The sequence below is a fragment of the Tannerella sp. genome, assembly GCF_030528505.1.
Classification (GTDB): domain Bacteria; phylum Bacteroidota; class Bacteroidia; order Bacteroidales; family Tannerellaceae; genus Tannerella.
This window is the reverse complement of sequence record NZ_JAUMYS010000062.1, coordinates 1-18,771: the sequence shown is the minus strand read 5'-3', so window position 1 is coordinate 18,771 and position 18,771 is coordinate 1. Positions and strand designations below refer to the sequence as shown.

The 18,771-nt window shown below is 46.5% G+C and carries 13 protein-coding genes and 1 pseudogene; 2 read left to right on the top strand and 12 right to left on the bottom strand.

Annotated elements, in window-relative coordinates:
* From Q4A89_RS09615 to Q4A89_RS09580, 9 genes and pseudogenes are all read right to left on the bottom strand, one after another.
* Positions 1-356, bottom strand: a pseudogene (locus Q4A89_RS09615) (hypothetical protein); the annotation flags it as partial.
* A complete protein-coding gene (locus Q4A89_RS09610; protein ID WP_303185179.1) occupies positions 337-2,433 on the bottom strand; it encodes an RHS repeat domain-containing protein in 2,097 nt (698 codons plus the stop codon). The gene Q4A89_RS09610 and the pseudogene Q4A89_RS09615, both read right to left, overlap by 20 nt.
* A gap of 371 nt (positions 2,434-2,804) precedes the next feature.
* The gene (locus Q4A89_RS09605) at positions 2,805-3,260 is read right to left on the bottom strand and encodes an SMI1/KNR4 family protein (protein WP_303185178.1); all 456 of its coding nucleotides are present in this window, start codon (positions 3,258-3,260) and stop codon (positions 2,805-2,807) included.
* A gap of 5 nt (positions 3,261-3,265) precedes the next feature.
* Positions 3,266-3,481, bottom strand: a complete 216-nt coding sequence (locus Q4A89_RS11720) for an HNH endonuclease (RefSeq protein WP_368389506.1) — start codon at positions 3,479-3,481, stop codon at positions 3,266-3,268.
* A gap of 8 nt (positions 3,482-3,489) precedes the next feature.
* On the bottom strand, positions 3,490-4,167 hold the full coding sequence (locus Q4A89_RS09600) for a hypothetical protein (protein WP_303185177.1): 678 nt from the start codon (positions 4,165-4,167) through the stop codon (positions 3,490-3,492).
* 337 nt (positions 4,168-4,504) lie between these two features.
* Positions 4,505-6,115 (bottom strand): RagB/SusD family nutrient uptake outer membrane protein, encoded by a 1,611-nt coding sequence (locus Q4A89_RS09595; RefSeq protein WP_303185176.1) that lies wholly within the window; start codon positions 6,113-6,115, stop codon positions 4,505-4,507.
* 18 nt (positions 6,116-6,133) lie between these two features.
* Positions 6,134-9,349 (bottom strand): TonB-dependent receptor, encoded by a 3,216-nt coding sequence (locus Q4A89_RS09590; protein ID WP_303185174.1) that lies wholly within the window; start codon positions 9,347-9,349, stop codon positions 6,134-6,136.
* 219 nt (positions 9,350-9,568) lie between these two features.
* A complete protein-coding gene (locus tag Q4A89_RS09585; RefSeq protein ID WP_303185173.1) occupies positions 9,569-10,552 on the bottom strand; it encodes a FecR family protein in 984 nt (327 codons plus the stop codon).
* A gap of 63 nt (positions 10,553-10,615) precedes the next feature.
* Positions 10,616-11,179: an RNA polymerase sigma-70 factor gene (locus tag Q4A89_RS09580; RefSeq protein ID WP_303185172.1), complete on the bottom strand. Its 564-nt coding sequence runs from the start codon at positions 11,177-11,179 to the stop codon at positions 10,616-10,618.
* Between the two features lie 70 nt (positions 11,180-11,249).
* Here Q4A89_RS09580 and Q4A89_RS09575 point away from each other — a divergent pair, with 70 nt between their 5' ends.
* A complete protein-coding gene (locus Q4A89_RS09575) occupies positions 11,250-12,023 on the top strand; it encodes a Cof-type HAD-IIB family hydrolase (RefSeq protein ID WP_303185171.1) in 774 nt (257 codons plus the stop codon).
* Between the two features lie 54 nt (positions 12,024-12,077).
* Here the strand turns inward: Q4A89_RS09575 and Q4A89_RS09570 are convergent, their stop codons facing one another.
* Positions 12,078-14,102 carry an HD family phosphohydrolase gene (locus Q4A89_RS09570; RefSeq protein ID WP_303185169.1) on the bottom strand — a complete coding sequence of 675 codons (2,025 nt, stop codon included), beginning with the start codon at positions 14,100-14,102 and terminating at the stop codon, positions 12,078-12,080.
* Positions 14,103-14,325: 223 nt separating this feature from the next.
* Between Q4A89_RS09570 and Q4A89_RS09565 the strand changes: the two genes are divergently transcribed.
* Entirely contained in the window at positions 14,326-15,315 is a 990-nt protein-coding gene (locus Q4A89_RS09565) for a metallophosphoesterase family protein (RefSeq protein ID WP_303185181.1), read from the top strand.
* 340 nt (positions 15,316-15,655) lie between these two features.
* Here Q4A89_RS09565 and Q4A89_RS09560 read toward each other — a convergent pair whose 3' ends face one another.
* Positions 15,656-16,612, bottom strand: a complete 957-nt coding sequence (locus tag Q4A89_RS09560; RefSeq protein ID WP_303185180.1) for an FAD:protein FMN transferase — start codon at positions 16,610-16,612, stop codon at positions 15,656-15,658.
* Between the two features lie 268 nt (positions 16,613-16,880).
* Positions 16,881-18,686 carry a type I restriction endonuclease subunit R gene (locus Q4A89_RS09555; RefSeq protein ID WP_303185168.1) on the bottom strand — a complete coding sequence of 602 codons (1,806 nt, stop codon included), beginning with the start codon at positions 18,684-18,686 and terminating at the stop codon, positions 16,881-16,883.
* Positions 18,687-18,771: the final 85 nt, after the last annotated feature.

Below are 18,771 nucleotides of genomic sequence, written 5' to 3'. Positions count from 1 at the left end.
GTAAATTTCAAGTCAAAATCAATAATATCAACTTTGTCATAGTTCAAGGAGATATCATCTATTTGCTTTCTCCATCCTTCCATATAATTGACTTGTGAATTTTCGTTATAAGATTGATTTATAGATTTTAAGTATTCGCGAGCCGCATTTTGAGATATTAGTGTGGCACCCATTAAACCTTGTGACATCTTAGGTTTTATCTTTAAATACCACCGCGACGACAAAAACTGTTTTGCAAATTTTTCATTTTGTCTCCACCAATCAATCCATTCTTCGGGTAGGAATAGTCCTTCAGATAAATGTTTTAGTCCGTTTATTATATTGTTCGTTTCCATTTCACCAAGAATTTGTGCCATTAATAATTCGTACTAATTTGAAATTATCGCCTAAATTTCTATAAGGATCCATGCTCGCATGTCCCCAAGGTGTAACTTCAGTCAAATTCCATGCTTCATTGGCTTTAGAGGAACCTAACCTTTGAGGCAAACTTGTATGATGCAATTCAATAGGAACATCAACAATATTTTTATTTCCCAAAGCATCGGATACTTCAACTTTTATTTTAGGAGCATTTCCTCGTTTCATTAAAGCTAAATTGTTAGGAGAGTATTTTCCTGTTGGATTTAACATTTCATCAGCATATTTCGTCTTCCAATAATTTTTCTTAGCTGTTCTCCAACACTCCAGACCAAAAATATCCACCTGCGAATTATTATCAAACACATACCCATAAATCGTAGGGTTTCCACCTGCTAATCTTATCGGGTCTTGAGTGATATAATTGCCTGCATTCGGGTCGTAATACCTAAAACGATTGTAATACAACCCTGTCTCCTCATCCTCATACTGACCTTGATAGCGGAATGGACAATCGCTCAAAGAACGCCCGGCAAAGTTACGAACAGAGCCATAAATATCCAATTCTGCCGACCATGTTTTTTCCCCATCAGAGTTATACATTTCAGTTGGCGTACCCAAGTAGTCCGTTATAATACTGTAGGACTTATCGCCAACTATCTTTGCCGCAGGTATGAATGTACCCTCCTCAAATAACCACGTGGTTACATTCTCTTCCTCCGTCCACTCATGCAACGGAACATTGCCGTCCCAAACCCAACGGGTAGTCTTCTCTTTATATGTCTTCGAGATACGTCGCCCCAAAGGGTCATACTCGAAACTAACTGTTTCACCGTCGGGACGCTTCACACTTCGGAGCATGCCGTTGCCCTGCCATTCATAGGCCCAATCACCCTCCTGCCAAAGCGGAGCTAACGTCTCGTCGGGCCTCAATCGTTGTTTCAGAACAAGGTAGCCCTCCCCATCGTAATGATAGGAGAACTTCTTGTCCTCCAACAACCTTCCACCTTTGCCATATTTGCGGTCTTTTCTTTCTTCCGTGCGGAACAGATTGCCGATGGCATCGGGAGCCTTGTAAATGCTCTCCACCTCGGAGCCACCTTTATAATCGGCCCGGAAGAGATTGTCCCACGAATCGTAGTCGAAAAGGACGGTTTCGCCCGTGCGTTCGTTCACCTTGCGATGCAGGCGGTTACCCATGCCCCAATGGTAACGCATGCGGCTCTGCTCCGCTCCGCCCGAGAGAATATCCCTGCGAACAACACGTCCGAGCATATCACGACCCGTCGTAACACGCACCCCGCCGCTCAACTCCCGCTGAATCTCCAAACCGCTTTTATCACGGCCTATCGAAACAGACCAGTCCGAGGACTGCATTCCGGCCAGTAGGCCCTCTGTGTCGTACCGCAAGGCTATATCGGCTTCCAAATCGCTGCTGAGACGGATGCGGCTACCGAAGGCATCGTAAACGCTCTCGACCATATGTTCGCCCTGCGTTTCCTTCAGCACACACCCGTCCCGACCGCGCTCGAACCCGATCTTGATCGAATCGTTGAAGGCTGCCGTAAGCAGACCGTCCTTGTTATATTTGTAAGCCGTGCCGGTGCCGTCGCTGTGGCGTTCCCCGACGATACGCCCCACGCCGTCGTATTCATAAGTGCTCCACCGTTCATCCGGACGCAACACCTTGGAGACACGTCCGGCACCGTCGCGCTCGTAATGGCGGTGAAGACCGTCGAATCCCCATTCGTCCACCACATCGCCGCGTCCGTCCAAAGCGAAGCGGTAGAGCTCTCCGCCTTCGTTTGCAATGCCGGTGAGCTGCAGCTCGGTATCGTACTCGAAGCAAACTGTCCGCCCGTTCTGCGTCCGGCTCAGCAGGGTGCCGAGACTGCCGTAGCGGAAGCTTACCTCGCGAATCCGGTCTTTGGCATGGACGAGGTTGCCCGAAGTATCGTAAGAGAAATGGTGTTCGTTGCCGTCGGCCTCCTGCATCCAGAGGAGGTTGCCGGCTTCGTCGGAACGATAGAAAGTGTGGTTGCCACGTGGGTCGCGCTCCTCATTCAGATGCCCCAAGGCGTCGTACAACCACTCTCGGCACGTACCATTAGGATAGGTCAGTCGGAAGGGGCGGTGTTTGCTATCAAATTCAAAAAGAAAGACATTGCCCCGTTCGTCGGTGATTTGACTCAGATTCCGGCCTTGGTATGTATACGAAATTCCTCTCTCAAAAAAGCCTTAAGCAAAGGGACGGAAGAAACAGAGCCCCCCGATAAATAAAGGGATTGAAGGGAAAAAGCGAATTATCGATAAAATTCTTCAAAAGCTCGAAGATTTAGGAGTATTTAATGAGCTTTTGAGGAATACAGCTTATTTGCTCTCCAGGGTCATTAACATTGCCAAATTCTATGCCATAAATTCCTGTTCAAAAGTCGATATTCAAAAAATCATTCATCCTCGGGCAGCACTGTATTTTCAAGCATTTGCATAAATTCAGCAAAAGTTTCGCAGATAAAGTATGTGTTAAGTTCATCTGAGGATTGTTTGAAAAAATAGCTATGATCATAATACCAAATACCGTCATTTTCTTTGTCATGTATCAATAGCAACCACCCTCCTCCTAGGTCTCTTCCAATGAGAATAGATTCACTGGGAATATCATCAATGTATTCCCGATTTTTAAAAATAATATCCTGTGACCTACTTTTTGTATTAACTCCATAAAGAGTATCCATTAGGATAAATTCGCCCAAATCTTCCACAAAAAAATAACCATCGTGCACAATTGCGCCATTATTTTTTGCCAGAAATTCTTTGTAGTCTTTCGGTAGCGAGATGTTAAATTCATTCTCTATAATCTTGTAACTATCGATTGTTCCTTTTTCAATTAATTGTAATCTCATAAATGTCATTTTTTTCTGCCTAATGCGACTTTTTTTGTTTTGGAAACCCCACCGCGGTGAGTAAATCTATCGTGTATATCAGAATTAACTTCTTGTATTGTCATACCATCTTCGTGATGGTGCCACGTTGTTCCATCAATTTTTGGAGGATCCAATTCAGACTTTCTTATCGCATTTGTATAATCCGTTGTATGATTCCCTTTTTGTTTTCCAATATTCACACTCTGCCTTAGGTGTGGCTCTTTGAGACAGGATATCCATTCACATAGTCAACAACGTTTCCTTCCCAATCTGTATAACGCCATGTCCCGTTATCTAATACCTCGACTCTTCCACCCTTCTTCTTCCATTTATCAATATCTGGAGAATTTAATGGCTTACCTTTTTCGCGTGCATTTGTCACGGGCATTTCCAGCTTGGGCACCTTAGCTTTGTCCAAGGCTTTGGCTGCATCCAGTACATCATCGACCCGATTGGCAACCTTTGCCGCATCTACCACCTTGTCGGCAACTTTTACGGCTGTGAGAGCTGCGGCTCCTCCTGCGGTGGCAACCTCCGCGCCCACCTCGAACAGCACCTGTCCGGCAAAGTCTCCCCATTCCTCCGCACTCATATTGGCAGCCTTGTCGGCAAGGGTTTCCAACATGGCCCTGTTCTCCTGTTGTGCAGCCAGAAAGTCCTGAGGATTGGCTAGCAAATTTACGGCAGAATTACGGTATATCCAAGTCCCGGCTTTCCCTGCAAGATTGCCAAGCGACTTCAACGTCTCTCGGTCTTGCTTCAGCTGGTCAGCAAAACCGGCCGGGTCGAGTAACATGTATGGGAGCGAGTGCTTGCCTGCCCAAATTCCCAGATCAATGACGCCTGTAACTGTACCTTTGAGCCCTTTCCAAAGGCCTTTGCCCAAGCCTTTACCGAAATCAAGAGCTTTACTCCAGAAACTGCGTTCTTCTTCGCGTGAGGCACTGTGGAGTGCCGAGGCTACGGTAGAGGAAGCTTACCTCGCGGAGCCTGTCTTTGGCGTGGACAAGGTTGCCCGAAGTATCAGCCCGAAATAATAAGAAAGAAAATGTGTTATAATGAGTGAACTGCTTTGTCGCTTGCTGAATATGATCTTGGTCACATACGTTCGTATGCTTGCTCGCTCTCTCATCCTTAGCGCCTTGTATTTCACCTATTCTTATCCATCTAAAGAGGGTGTGTCAAAACGCAAGTTTGTACACACCCTCGTCTTGTTTATTCGCTTATCGTTTCAGATTGGGATTCAGGGAAACGTCCCATGCCGGATAAGGCATGTAGTTGCGACTCTCAGTCCACGTGGCATCGGTGATAGGAATTTTTTCCTGTACCGCCACGCCGGGTACGATCTCGACCGGCGTATTTGCCACACGCTCGGCAAAAGTTTCTTTAAGGGTGTTCATACGCAATTGGTCGGCACGACGTGTCACCAACGCCGGATGATACCCAGCCACTTCCCATCCGTGCTCGGCAAGGACGGCATCGGCAAAGGCTTGCCCGCTCAGCCCCGGAGCCAGCTCAGTCAGTCCGGCACGCTTGCGTACGCGATTCACACATTCGTACGCCTTGGCATTGGGTGTCCCGGCCGAACGTGCCTGAGACTCGGCATACCACAGCAAGACCTCGGCATAACGGATCATTTTACGGCGTTGTGACGTAAACTGGCACATGTTCACACCTTTCGTATAGTCGTAGTCTTGCACGTCGTTGATTCCGGATCCGGAGACGGTCGTGGTACAGAACATCGGATGCAGTTCGGGCACCAGCCAATTGCCTTTTTCGTCTTTCTCCCACCAGTTTATCAGAGGATTACCTGTTTTGTTCTGGTAAAGAATTTTCGGCGAGTACACGGCATCTTTGCGCGGGCCTTCGGGCATCCGTTTCCAGAAGCGTATTTCTCCCCAGAAGTCGCCCCATCCACCTTGCGACTCGAAGAGTTGGGTATTGCAGAACGAAGTGCCTTCACCATCGGCAAAGAGTCCGTTTGCATTGACACCGAGTACCGTTTCCTGTGTATAGTTATGCGTAATGTCGTAGACGAACTTAAACTCCGGTTCCAGAATGTATTCATACTGTCCTTTCTCTACGCCTTCGATCACGGCCAATGCTTCTGCTGCAGCTTTTGCGTAATACGCCGTTTCATTCATCGGCCAACCGGCCATGGCCATATAGACGGCCGAGAGGGTGGCACGTGCAGCTTGGTATGTCACAAAGGTGTTGACCCCAAAGAGCTTGCCGGATTCGGTCGTATAGTTCGTCGGCAGCAGCTTCTGACAATCAAGCAGGTCGGGTACGATTACTTTCTCATATACTTCTTTTTCCGAACTGAGCGGAATTTCCCGTTCTACCTCGTTCTTAACAATCAGCGGCAATGGTCCCCAAATGCGTACAAGGTTAAAATAAGCTACCGCTCGCCAGAATTTTGCCTGACCGATGGCTATATTTTTTTCTTCTTCGGCAATGGGCGTTTCGGTGATATTTTCCAGCACGTAATTGGCTGCTTTGATCAACGTGTAATTGCCAGCCCAAGTCTGAGCCAGTGCAATATTACCGTCGGTCGGACGGAAGCCGTCTATTTCGGCGTACCACATTTTATTACTTCCCGGGTTCGTCGTCGCATCATCGCCTTGCATAAAGTTGGGGGCGGTCAGGTTCGTGTTCGCCTGCATCTGCGCCACCTTGCTGTACAAGGCTGTGACAGCCAAATCGACCTCTTTCTGCGATGTAAACTTGCGAAGCGTCAGCTTACCTTTCGGGTCTTCTTTCAGAAAATCATTACACGATGAGGCGCCGAATAAAAAGACAAAAAGTCCTGCTATGATGATTTTATTTTTCATGTCCGTAACTGTTTAACATTAGAAATTTGCATGGATACCTATTAAGAATGTGCGCGGAGACGGGAATGTTCCCATGTCGATTCCGTTATCCACATCTACATTGGGGCCGGCCGATACATTGGCGGGATCCATCCCCGAATAGCGAGTGATGGTAAACGCATTCTGACAACTGAGCGAAAGGCGCAGATCGGCAAAACGAACAACGCGCTTCGGCAGCCTATACGAAAGGGTGATATTCTCCAGACGCAGATAGCTTGCATCTTCGACCCACTGCGACGAATTGCCGTAATTCCGGTTGCTCGCATTCTTCAACGACGAATAAGCCGCACCCACCCCGACTTTGTCGTAGTTATTTTCGTATGCTTCTTTCAGCGTGATGAAGCGGCTTGGGCCCGTCATCGTCGACATGGCAAACCGCGTCAGATTGATTTTATCCATCCCGAACTGTCCGTTGAAGAACATGTTCAGCTCCCAATTCTTCCAGCTTATTTGGTTGTTCCAGCCCAACGTAAAGCCGGGGAGTGAGTTGCCGATAATCTGACGGTCTTCCGAATCGAGCTTGTTGTTTCCATTTACGTCTTTGAACTTGTTACATCCCTTCTCATCGAGTCCTTCCCAGACGTATCCATACAAAAGACCGAGCGGTTCTCCCACTTTCACCAGAGAGACTTCGTTGACGAAGCCGCCCCACAAAGTGTTTCCGAAGATAAACCGTTCACCGCCGAGCGAGAGTACTTCGTTCTTCAGCCATGTACCGTTGAGGGTACTCGTCCAGTTCCAGTCCGAATTTTCGACGAGTCGTGCCGATACCGATGCTTCGAACCCTTTATTATGCACTTCGCCGTCGTTCACCCAATAATCTCCGCCGCCATTATAGCTGGGGATATGTTTTCTGAGCAGACCGTTCTTTGTACGCTTGTCGTAATAATCGAGCGAGAAGCTGAGTTTGTCGTCGAGCACCGAGAAATCGACGCCTAAATCCCATTGAAGTGTTTTCTCCCAAGTCAGGTCGGGGGTTGCGAAGATGCCGGCGTAGTATCCCGTACGTTGGCTTGTTGTTCCGAAGGCCGTGTTGGCCTCCCACAGGAGTCCGAGAGTTTCGTAAGGATTTAGCGCCTGACTACCTACGACTCCGTAACTGCTCCTGAGTTTGAACTGACGGAAAACCGACTGATCTTTCATAAATCCTTCGTTGGCTATGTTCCAAGCCGCCGCGACGGAGGGGAAGTAGCCCCACTTGTTGTTGGTGAACACCGAAGAGCCGTCGGCACGGAACGTCCCGGTAAACATATAGCGGTCGGCGTAATTATAGATGATCCGTCCAATGCCCGAAAGCAATGTTCTTTTACCGTAATCGTTTCGGAGACTCTTCGAACCGGCCAGATTGATATTCCAGTATCCTACGCTTTCGACCGGCAGGTTATTACCGGAGATGCTCATCATGCGTGTCTCCGACGAGGTCGCTTCGAAGATGGCCGAAGCCGTCAGTGAATGCTTGTCCCATTTTCCCGTATATGTAAGATTATTGATCGTTTGCAGCATCAAACGGTTGTGATCTGTGTTGCTGGCCCAGCTTTGCCGGTATACGGTGGTGGGGCCGAACGAATAGTTTTTACCGTCGAAGTAATCGACCCCGTTCGTTGCCGTAAACGTTAATCCTGGGAGTATTGTGAATTTCAGATCGACGTGCCCGGTCATCCGGTTGGCTTTCGAGTCGGACGGCGCCTGTCTGATTTCTCCCATTGGATTGGCTTCTATGTTGTTATAAGGATCCCAGTTGTATTTACCGTTTTTGTCCTGCATCTCCATGGTGGGAGAGTAGTTCAGGGCTTTGAACATGGGGTTGGGGCCGGTGCTGAACCATGATCCGGTAAAGTCGGAATGGTCGGCCATGATGTCGGCCGTCATATGAAGCCACGGCGTCAGTTCCGACGTGAGGTTGAACTTGAACTGGTATTTATCCGACTTATTATTCTCAACGATGCCTCGTTCCGAGTTATAGCGACCCGATACATAATATTGCGTATACTGGTTGCCTTTCGATATGGTCAGCTTGTAGTCTTGTGTCATGCCCGTGCCGAAAAAGACATCTTGCCAATTGATACCTTTCGTGCCGTTTTTATATCCTTCTATTTCGGCATCGGTGAAAGCATTCGGGTTTTTGATGTCGCGATAGGCCAGTGCTGACTCGTAAGGAGTTAGCATTTCATATTTTTTGGCGAGGTTCGAGAAGCCCATCCGGGCGTCGAAACTGATATTTTGCTGGTTCGCTTTTCCTTTCCGAGTCGTGATCAGAATCACGCCATTGCCTCCGCGTGATCCGTAAATAGCCGTGGATGAGGCATCTTTTAAAATCTGAACGGATTCGATATCTTCGGGGGCAATACCCGCCTCTCCGTTCTCACGTACCAGCCCGTTTACGACATACAGCGGAGCGTTGTTTCGATAAACAGAGTTGACTCCGCGGATACGGATCTTTGCGGAAGAGCCCGGCTGACCGTTTTTCTGAACGGAAACACCGGAAACACGTCCCTGCAAACCGTTCGAAAGATCGGAAAGGTGCTGATCTCTGAAACTCTTATGATCCATCACACCGACAGAACCTGCCAAATCGATTTTCTTCACCGTGCCATAGCCGATGACTACAACCTCTTCGAGCGAACGTGTGTCTTCCTGCAGGCGGATTTGCATGGGGGAGGCGGATGCCTCGACTTCGACCGTCAGATAGCCGATGTACGACACGACGAGTATAGCATTTGCCGGTGCATCGAAAGCAAAACGCCCGTCAGGATCGCTGATCGTTCCGATAGTCGTTCCCTTAACGACCACGTTCACACCGACAACAGGCTCACCTGTCGCAGCATCGATCACCGTCCCGGTTATCCGTCGCTCATCTCGTTGTGTAACGGAACGGGCGGACTTATCCAGCATCTTTTTCTTTACTAATACAATGTAATTGTTTTCAAATTCATAACCGATATCGGTTTCCCCGAATGCCTCGTCGAGGTATGACGAGACTTTGTCCGATTTACTCCGGAAGCATACTTCACGTTGCGTATCGACTTCGCGATTACTGTATACGACCAAATAGTCTGTTTGCTTTTCGATCTCATGGATTAACTGTTTTATCGAAACAGTATGCGAGTTCATCGTCACCATGGCATGCTGGGCTTCGGTCCCGATGGCAGTCAGTTGCAGGGTGAATACGAATAAAAGAAGGAACGAAATTCTCATTATTCTGAAAAAGTTTTTAAAACGTCTGTATTTTACCGTTAAAAATAAGAACAAAGTTTTTATTTCCATATCTTTGCAATGTTAAGTGAATACTAATGTTAAGTCACGTGTTTACTTTTCAATGAGGCGGCCGATGTTGCAGCATCGCGCCGCTTCTCTTTGTCTTCGGATAGGTTTATGTTTTCATGGTTGTCTTTATTTATCGAATGTAACAATCGGTTATTTACTCACTATAATTGTATTGGTTCCCATATCTTTCGTAACCGTAAACCGGTGTATTTTACCGATCATCCGGAGTATTTCGTCTATCCCGTCGTGCTGCCGGAATTTGCCGCTATACTTGATCGTTAACAACTCCGGATCTTTTACCTTGATCCTTACGTCATAATACCGTTCGAGGCGAGTAACGATACCGAGTAATGTTTCGTTCTCGAAGCAATAAATCCCTTCTTTCCACAAAAAATGATCGGACGATGAAAGAGGCTTAACCTGCATTTTGCCTTCGCAAACCGTCACCGACTCATTCGGTTTCAGGAGCATGCGTTGCGTGTGCGAACAAATATTGCTTACTTCAACACTGCCTTCGAGCAGAGCGGTCTCCACGTAATTTTCTTCCGGATGGTTGTAGACGTTAAACTTCGTTCCCAAGACTTTCATCTCAACATGGTTTGCCGAAACGATAAATGGTTTCCCGACATCTTTCGTTACTTCGAAAAAAGCTTCTCCTGTCAGGTTTACACGGCGCTCCTTGCTCCCGAACGACGTCGGGTAAGTCAGTGTCGACCGCGCGTTGAGCCATACCTGTGTGCCGTCGGGAAGTACTAATTGGGCTCGTTGTCCGGAAGGTACGTAGAATGAGCTCATAGCCTCTTCGGCCGGCATTTTTTTGTTCGAGAGGTAGTGCGTGATGACGGCTGTCGAGCCGATCAACAGCGCTGCCGCTGCGGCATAACGAACATAGAAAGCGAAACTTCGCCGTCGACGGGGATGATCGTCTTTCATACTCCGGACAAACTGCGAATATTTTCGCGCCGCTTCCTGTTCGTCTTGTTCCTGTTTCGAGAGCAGCGATAATGCTTCGATATTTTGCTGCCCGATAAATTCGGATTTTAACCGGGGATCGGTATCCATCCTTCTCAATAATTCTAATCGTTCGGAGTCATCAAGCATGCCTTGAAAATATCTCCTTACTTGTTCATCCATCTTTTCCATTTTTTTGATAATAGAACGTATAAGAATGAAAAATCCGCTAAGAAGCAGCTCTTCTCATGCCAATAGAAAGAGGAGTACAGGGAGTAATTTTTCGAGTGCTATCTTCAGTTTTTTATAGGCAATCCCCATCTGGGTCTCGATGGTGTTAAGCGATAAGCCGAGTTCTTCGGCAATGTCTTTTTGTTTTTTTCCTTCGATTTTACTTTTGATAAAAATGAGTCGGCATTTTTCCGGCAAGGTCTGGATGGCTTTCGATACGACCGACTCGATGTCACGTTCTGCAACATATTCTTCGTCGAATGCTTCCAGCGACTCGAACTTCATCTGCAGCGTACGTGTGTATTCCTCCTGTAGCTGCTCGGCCGAGCGCTGTTCGACCATCTTGTGCCGGAGGAAGTCTACGCATCTGTTTTTTACGGACGTCAACAGCCATCCCGTTTTGTTGATACGCCCTTCAAGCACGTCCTGCCGCTCCCATAAATCGAGGAATACATCTTGTACAATGTTCTCGGCATCGGCTTCCGACATGATGTAGGCTTCGGCAAAGCGCTTCATCCGTGCGTAATACGATACGTAGATCGCTTTGAAACTTATGGTCAATTGATCATTCCTGTCCAACACGTTCCTTCTTTTTCCCGCAAATATAGATAAGATTTGTATATATTTGCATACTCGATACCGTTTACGGATGATAAAAGCGATTTTTTTAGACATTGATGGAACTATGGTCAGTTTCGATACGCATCGGATGCCGGAAGATACAGCTTCGGCTTTGCGTGAAGCACGCCGCCGGGGCGTAAAACTTTTCGTGGCGACCGGTCGCCAGCGCGGAGATATCCATAATCTTGGCGATATGAAATTCGACGGATACATTACGCTCAACGGAAGTTGTTGTTTGGTAGGTGATGAGGTGATTTTCCGGAAAAGCATTCCGAAGGAAGATATTGCGGCTTTTGTCCGTTATCAGGAAGAGAACGGGATTATTCCCTGTTTTTTTGTCGAGGCGGATGCCATTTCGGCCAATACCCGGGCAGACGTTATGGAACGCATGCGTGAATTGATTTGTTTTCCGCCGCGCCCTGTCGTTTCCATGTACGAGCTGATGCAGCGCGAAATCTATCAGCTGACGGCATTTTTTTCGCACGAGGCTGAGCCGGAAGTGATGCGTCAGATGCCTCATTGCACGGCCACGCGTTGGTTTCCGACGTTTGCCGATGTCGTGGCAAAAGGTGTCGAGAAGAGTGTCGGTCTGGAAGTGATCGGAGCGCATTTGGCCATTCGTCCCGAAGAAATGATGGCCATCGGTGATGGCGGCAATGATATTTCCATGCTTCGATATGCCGGCGTAGGAGTAGCCATGGGCAACTCGGATGAAGTGGTGAAAGAGGCAGCCGATTACGTGACGTCTGCTGTCGATGAGGGAGGGGTTGCGCAAGCGTTACAGCACTTCGGTATCATTTAACTAACGACAAGCGGGTAGGAGAGAGGACTTCTTTCTATTCCCGACAATAAGCCGTTATTTTAACTCCGGATAACTGATGCGGGTGTGATACATCGTTTTGAGCTTATCGATAAATGTCGCTTTGACGATGTCGATGTCCTTAAATGTCAAAGGAGCATTGTGCAGCAACCCGTCGTTGATCTGACTGTCGATGATCTTGTGAACGAGCGTTTTAATATGTTCGTCCGTATATTCGTTGAGGCTGCGTGATGCCGCTTCGATCGAGTCGGCCATCATCAGGATGGCTGTTTCTTTCGTAAACGGGTTGGGACCCGGATAGGTGAATTTCGCTTCGTCGATGGGTTGATCGGGATAAGCGTTTTTGTATGAATTATAAAAGTATTTTGTTTTGCCGCGTCCATGATGCGTTTGGATGAACTGGATGATGGCACGTGGGAGCATGGCCTTTTCGGCCATCTTAATACCTTCTGTCACGTGACTGATGATAATCTGTGCACTTGCTTCGTACGATAGCTTGAGGTGAGGATTGACTTGATTGTGTTGGTTTTCGGTGAAAAATGCCGGGTTTGTCATCTTTCCGATATCATGATACAGCGCACCGGTACGTATCAGTTGTGTGTCTGCACCGATTTTGGCGCCTGCCGCCGAGGCCAAAATAGAGACTTGCAGGGAGTGTTGAAATGTGCCGGGACACGTTTCCGAAAGTTTCTTCAGCAGCGGCGTGTTGATGTTCGATAGTTCGACGAGCGTGATCGTCGAGACGAAGCCGAAAAGCTTTTCGAGCATGTAAATCAATACATACGAGAACATTAGCAGAATAAAGCTGATGCCAAAGAAAAGCATCATCTGCCAGTTGATTTTGTTCAAATCACCTTCCTGATAGAGTGCAAGACCTAAATAACACAACGCGTAAGCGAGCGAGATGAAAAAAGCACACCGGATCAATTGCGATCGTTGCGTTAATTCTTTCAGGCTGACCATAAAAACGATACCTGCAATCGTTTGCAGCATCAGGAACTCGTGCGGAAACGGGGCTATGAGGGAGCAAAGCAGTACCGTGATCAGATGCGTGAAGAGTGCCGTGTGCGAGTCGAAGAACGTACGAACCACGATCGGGACAATGGCAAACGGCAGGATGTAGATATTGAACAGGTCGTATTTGAGACATGTCTCGGTCAACAGGCAGGGTACCAGTATGCAGAGTTGGATGAAGATGTTTTTGTTGCGTCGAAAGAATATCTCGGGACGGAAGGAGATAAAATATAACGCGCAGCAAAACAAAATACCGAAGATGAGTACAAGTTGACCCGCCCAGATTGTGCCGTATCGACGGCTGCCGCCCGATTTTGTTTCATGGATGATTTTCAGGGAGCGGAGGATGTTGTACGTTTTGGCATCCACCACCTCGCCGCGGTCGACGATCCGTTCGCCAGCCTGCACCATCCCAATCGAGAGAGAGACGTCATGCAGCCTTTTGTTCAGTACTTTATCCGATGTTTCTGCATCGTATGTGAGATTCGGCTCCAGATACAGCTCGAAATTACTCGACCACAGTTCGTCTTTATCCATCGGTTCGGGAGCGTTCTTAATGATATGTTCGTAAGCTGTTTTGGCCGAATATAAGTTGCTTACGCTCCTGCCGACGGCCACGTTTTTCTTCAGTACATTCACCCGCGTACGATTTTCCGAAGCCAGCTTTTCCAACTCCGGAGTGGCAACGATCCCTTGGTTATAAAGTTGTTGTATTTGAAGGTTAAGGTATTGCCACAACGGAGTACTCATCGTATGTTGTGAGAGATAATCATTTTTCAGGTTTTCCAGCACCGTTTTCGATACCTCTTCTTTCAGACGGAAATACGGTTCAAAACGTGCTTTGATACTGTCTTTTTCAGCCTTGATTTCCTGATCGCTCTTGTAGATCGGGAAGTCGCTCGGTGCCGTCAGCAGGTCGTACCGCCATGGTTTTCCCTCGTGAAACTGGTAGGGAAATTTCCCTTCACGCGGAAAGAAATAAGCGATGATCGCAGCCGTAACGGCAAAAAAGAGAAACGATTGTATTGTTGTTTTCTTTAACTTCATACGTGTCTTCTGCTCAAACGATTCATGAGTTTTCAGGCCGAAATGTACGCAAAAAATCAATATCTGCAAAAAATGGTAAAAGGTTGCGTTGTAAGCGGTGTCTGCCAATCGTCCTTCTCTGCAATTTTTTCCTACCTTTGTGCGCCGATCTTTTTGTCGACACCAACAAATAGCTTATTTATTCATCTTAATAATAACATAACATATGAAAAACTGGAAAAAAATGCTCTGGACAAGTCTGTTGTATTTCGGAGGTGGAATACTGCTTTTTGCGCAGCAACCTGCTTTAAAGTTTAATGCAGACAAGAAATTCAAAATCGTTCAATTCACCGATGTGCATTACATCGACGGCGACCCGCGCTCGGCCGGTTCATTGGAAAACATCGCCGAGACGCTCGATGCCGAGAAACCCGATCTGGTCATTATCACCGGCGACGTGATATACGGTAAGCCGGCGGAAGCCAGTATGCGTGCTGTGTTGAAGCCGATTTCCGAACGAAAGATTCCTTTTGCCGTAACGTATGGTAATCATGATGATGAGTTTGACATGACCCGTGAAGAACTGTTTACCGTGATTCAAAGCGTGCCATACAACTTGACAACTACGACCGAAGGGGTTCATGGTGTGACCAACTTTATTTTGCCGATTCGCTCGGCTACGAGCGAAAAAACAGCCGAACTGCTGTATTGCTTCGACTCTAATGCCTATTCAAAACTCGAAGACGTGAAGGGATACGATTATATCAGAGCCGATCAAATCGCATGGTACCGTAGGCAAAGCGAGTCGTTTACCCGTGCTAACGGAGGCATTCCCATCCCTTCGCTCGCATTCTTCCACATCCCGTTTCCCGAATTTAATCAGGCTTCTTCGGACGAGTATGCGCACTTCTGCGGAACACGTATGGAAGCGGCTTCGTCACCGAAGCTCAATTCCGGCATGTTCGTGGCGATGAAAGAGATGAATGATATCGAAGGGGTGTTTGTCGGTCATGACCATGACAACGATTACGCCGTTCAGTGGCATGGTATTTTGCTGGCTTTTGGGCGCTATAGCGGAGGAAATACGGTCTACAACAATCTGAAACCGAATGGGGCTCGCATCATCGAACTGACGGAGGGGGTCAAAGGCTTCCGCACGTATATCCGTCTGCGTGGTGGAGCCATCATCAACGACCTGAAATATCCCGAATATTTTACGGATCAGAAGAATTAAGGTAAACGATTTAAGACGTCAAATAACAGATTGACAAATTATAAGCCGCCGTGTTACGCTTTTTCATTTCGGAAAAGAAACACGGCGGTTACTGTTTTAGCATTCTGTCTCCATCTTTTCCCCTACTTGGTCCGATACCTCGCGTTTTATACCCCGAAACCCGTTCGTTTGATAAGAAAGGCGGCTTCTTCGTCCAATAGAGGCTTCAAAACTTGCAGAACCCCTTGTCTCGTCCCTATCTTTGCACCCACAGACATAATATTTCATAATAAAGTCTTTTTAGTGGTATATGAATGGTTTATGCGAGGAATCCGAGACGTGAGTCTGGGATTTTTTCTTTTTAGGGCTTTACCATAGCCGAATACATACCCTTTGAATACTTGATTTGGTTTTGTCCGGCCTCGTCCGAATAAATCACATAATATTCGATATCTTGCAGCGTTTCGGCCATCCGACAAGCTGCTTCTACACCCATCGCCATAAATGCCGTGGCATATGCGTCTGCCGTCATACAGTCCGGCGCAATGATGGATGCACTCAGGATGGTTTGCTCCGAAGGATAGCCGGTTCGAGGGTCGATCGTATGAGCATATTTCTTGCCTTCTTTGATGTAAAAATTACGGTAATTGCCCGACGTTGCCATTCCCTTCTTACCGCAAAGCGCTACTACCTGGCCAATGGCGTTTTTAATACCTGTCGTATCGTCTTCCGGCTTATTAATACCAATGCGCCAGCAGTCTCCTTTGTGATTTACCCCTTTGGAGGTAACTTCGCCACCGATATCGACCATATAATTTTCTACTCCCTCACGTTCGAGTAAGGCAGCAATCACATCGCAGGCATACCCTTTGGCAAGGGCAGAGAAATTAAGCTGAATACGCGGGTCTTCTTTGATTACACGTCGGCCTTCGAGACGTACTTTTTGGTATCCGATAAATGTTAAAAGACTATCGATCACGGGCTGCGATACGCTGTCTTTTCGCTCAAAACCGAACCCCCACAGATTAATCAACGGAGCGGCCGTCGCATCAAAAGCTCCATCGGAGCGGGCAGACACTTCCAAGGCTTTGTTAAAAACAGTCACAAACCAATCGTCGACCTCTACTTCTTCGTTTCGGTTTACTTTGGCCAGTATCGAGTTGGGATTAAAGGGATTCAAAGAAAGATTAAAAGCCTGAAATTCCGCGTCGATTTTTTCCGTCAGCAATACGGGCGACTCGTATTTAATCTGATAGAGCGTATGAAAAACCGTTCCGCTCTCTTCGTAATATTGAGGTTGAGAAGAGCGGCACGACATAACCGACAGGATTGTCAAAAAAAAGAAGGCGGAGCGGAGAAAAGCGCATGGGTTGCTTGTTTTCTCTGAAGAAAATTTCATCATCGGATTCATTGTTTTTTCTGTGTTAATTTTCGCGCAAAGATACGTCATAATTTTCATTTTCAAGGTGAACAGAGAAGATTCGTTAAATCACATGTGTAATCTGTCAATACAGATAATGACACTGTTTGAAATTAGAAAAACTTTATCTTTGCTAAAATTATAAGTAGCGAGTCTTTTATGTTTATTATTTTTTTGTTAGCTCGTTTGCAATCATTTCAGCTTGTTTCAATACGGTTTCGGTGGCAAGCATTTGCATGCCGGGTGGATAACCGTATTTTCTTAATAGTCTTTTTACGGCAACTTTCAGTTTGGCTTTTACACTTTCCTTGATTGTCCAATCAATACTTGCATTCTTCTTGATTGATTCTGTTAGAACTACGGCAAGCTCCCTCAGTTTTTCTTTGCCCATTAACTCTCTTGCACTGTCGTTATTTGCAACGGCAGTGTAAAATGCGTATTCAAAGTCTGATAAGCCCATTGCTTGGGCTTCGTTGTCCATATTAACGATCTCTTTGCTCAGGTTTATCAGCTCTTCGATTACTTCGGCTGCCGTAAGGATTTTATTGTGATATTTCTTAATGGCATTCTCCAACATTTCCATTAAGGACTTACTTTTAATAAGGTTCTTTTTTGCTCTTGATTTAATTTCATCGTTGAGTAATTTTTTCAATACTTCGAGGGCAACATTTTTGTGTTCCATCCCTTTCAGCTCTAGGAGAAACTCCTCTGATAGTATGGATATATCGGGCTTCTTTAATCCTGCGGCATCGAAAATGTCAATAACTTTTTCGGTTACCAATGCCTTGTCGATTACCTGACGGATGGTTGTTTCAACTTCCTCATCGGTTTTGCCCGAGCCCGTACCGTCAAATTTTACCAAACGTGCTTTTACTGCCTGAAAGAAAGCAATTTCATCTTTGGCATCCATTGCCTGTTCGTGTGGTATTGCTATGGCAAAGGCTTTCGACAATGCCGTAACCTCATTAATATACCGCTTTTTACCATCTTCCAAACCTAAAATATGTTCTTCGGCTGCCAAAATCATTGAGAGTTTTTTGGACGTTTCGGCTTCGAAATAGTCTTCGTAACTAAAGCCGTGATACATATTTGAAACGACTTCCAGTTTTTCCAGCATCAACTGAACAGCTTGCTCCTGTAAAATGGTTGGGTCGCCTTTCCCGCCCGCATCGGAATAAAACGAAAGTGCCTTTTTCAAATCGGATGCAATGCCCAAATAATCTACAATTAAACCGCCAGGCTTGTCTTTGTAAACACGGTTTACCCTTGCAATGGCTTGCATCAGGTTATGCCCTTTCATGGGTTTGTCTATGTAAAGGGTGTGCATACTTGGCGCATCAAAACCCGTAAGCCACATATCCCGAACAATAACGAGTTTTAGCTCATCCTCAGGATTTTTCATACGTTCGGCCAATGTGCGGCGTTGTTCTTTGGTCGTGTGATGTTTTGAAATTTTTGGACCATCGGACGATGAAGAAGTCATCACCACTTTGATAACGCCTTTGTTCAGTTCATCGGAATGCCATTCAGGTTTTAATTTTATAATGGTATCGTACAAATCGGCTGCAATACGGCGACTCATGGTAACAATCATTCCTTTGCCTTCAAAAACAGTTTGCCGTTGCTCGAAATGTTCAATAATATCTTTTGCAATCTGATTTATTCGGTCTTCGCTACCTACCAGAGCCTCTAATTGTGTCCACTTGGCTTTTGCTTTTTGAGTATCAGTCAAATCTTCTTGGTCGAGTTCATCGTCCAAGTCATCCACTAATTTTTTGCCTTCTTCGCTTAGATTTACTTTTGCCAAACGGCTTTCATAATAAATGCGGACAGTCGCTCCATCTTCAACGGCTTGGGCAATGTCGTAAATATCCACATAATTGCCGAAAACGGCAGGGGTATTTACATCGGTGTTTTCAATGGGTGTGCCTGTAAAACCAAGAAATGTAGCATTAGGTAGAGCATCACGCATATATTTAGTCACTCCTTAAAAAGCCCAATATTCTTCGCCTTGTAAAACTTGGAAATTCCGGATCAGACAAAATTGTTTGTTCATC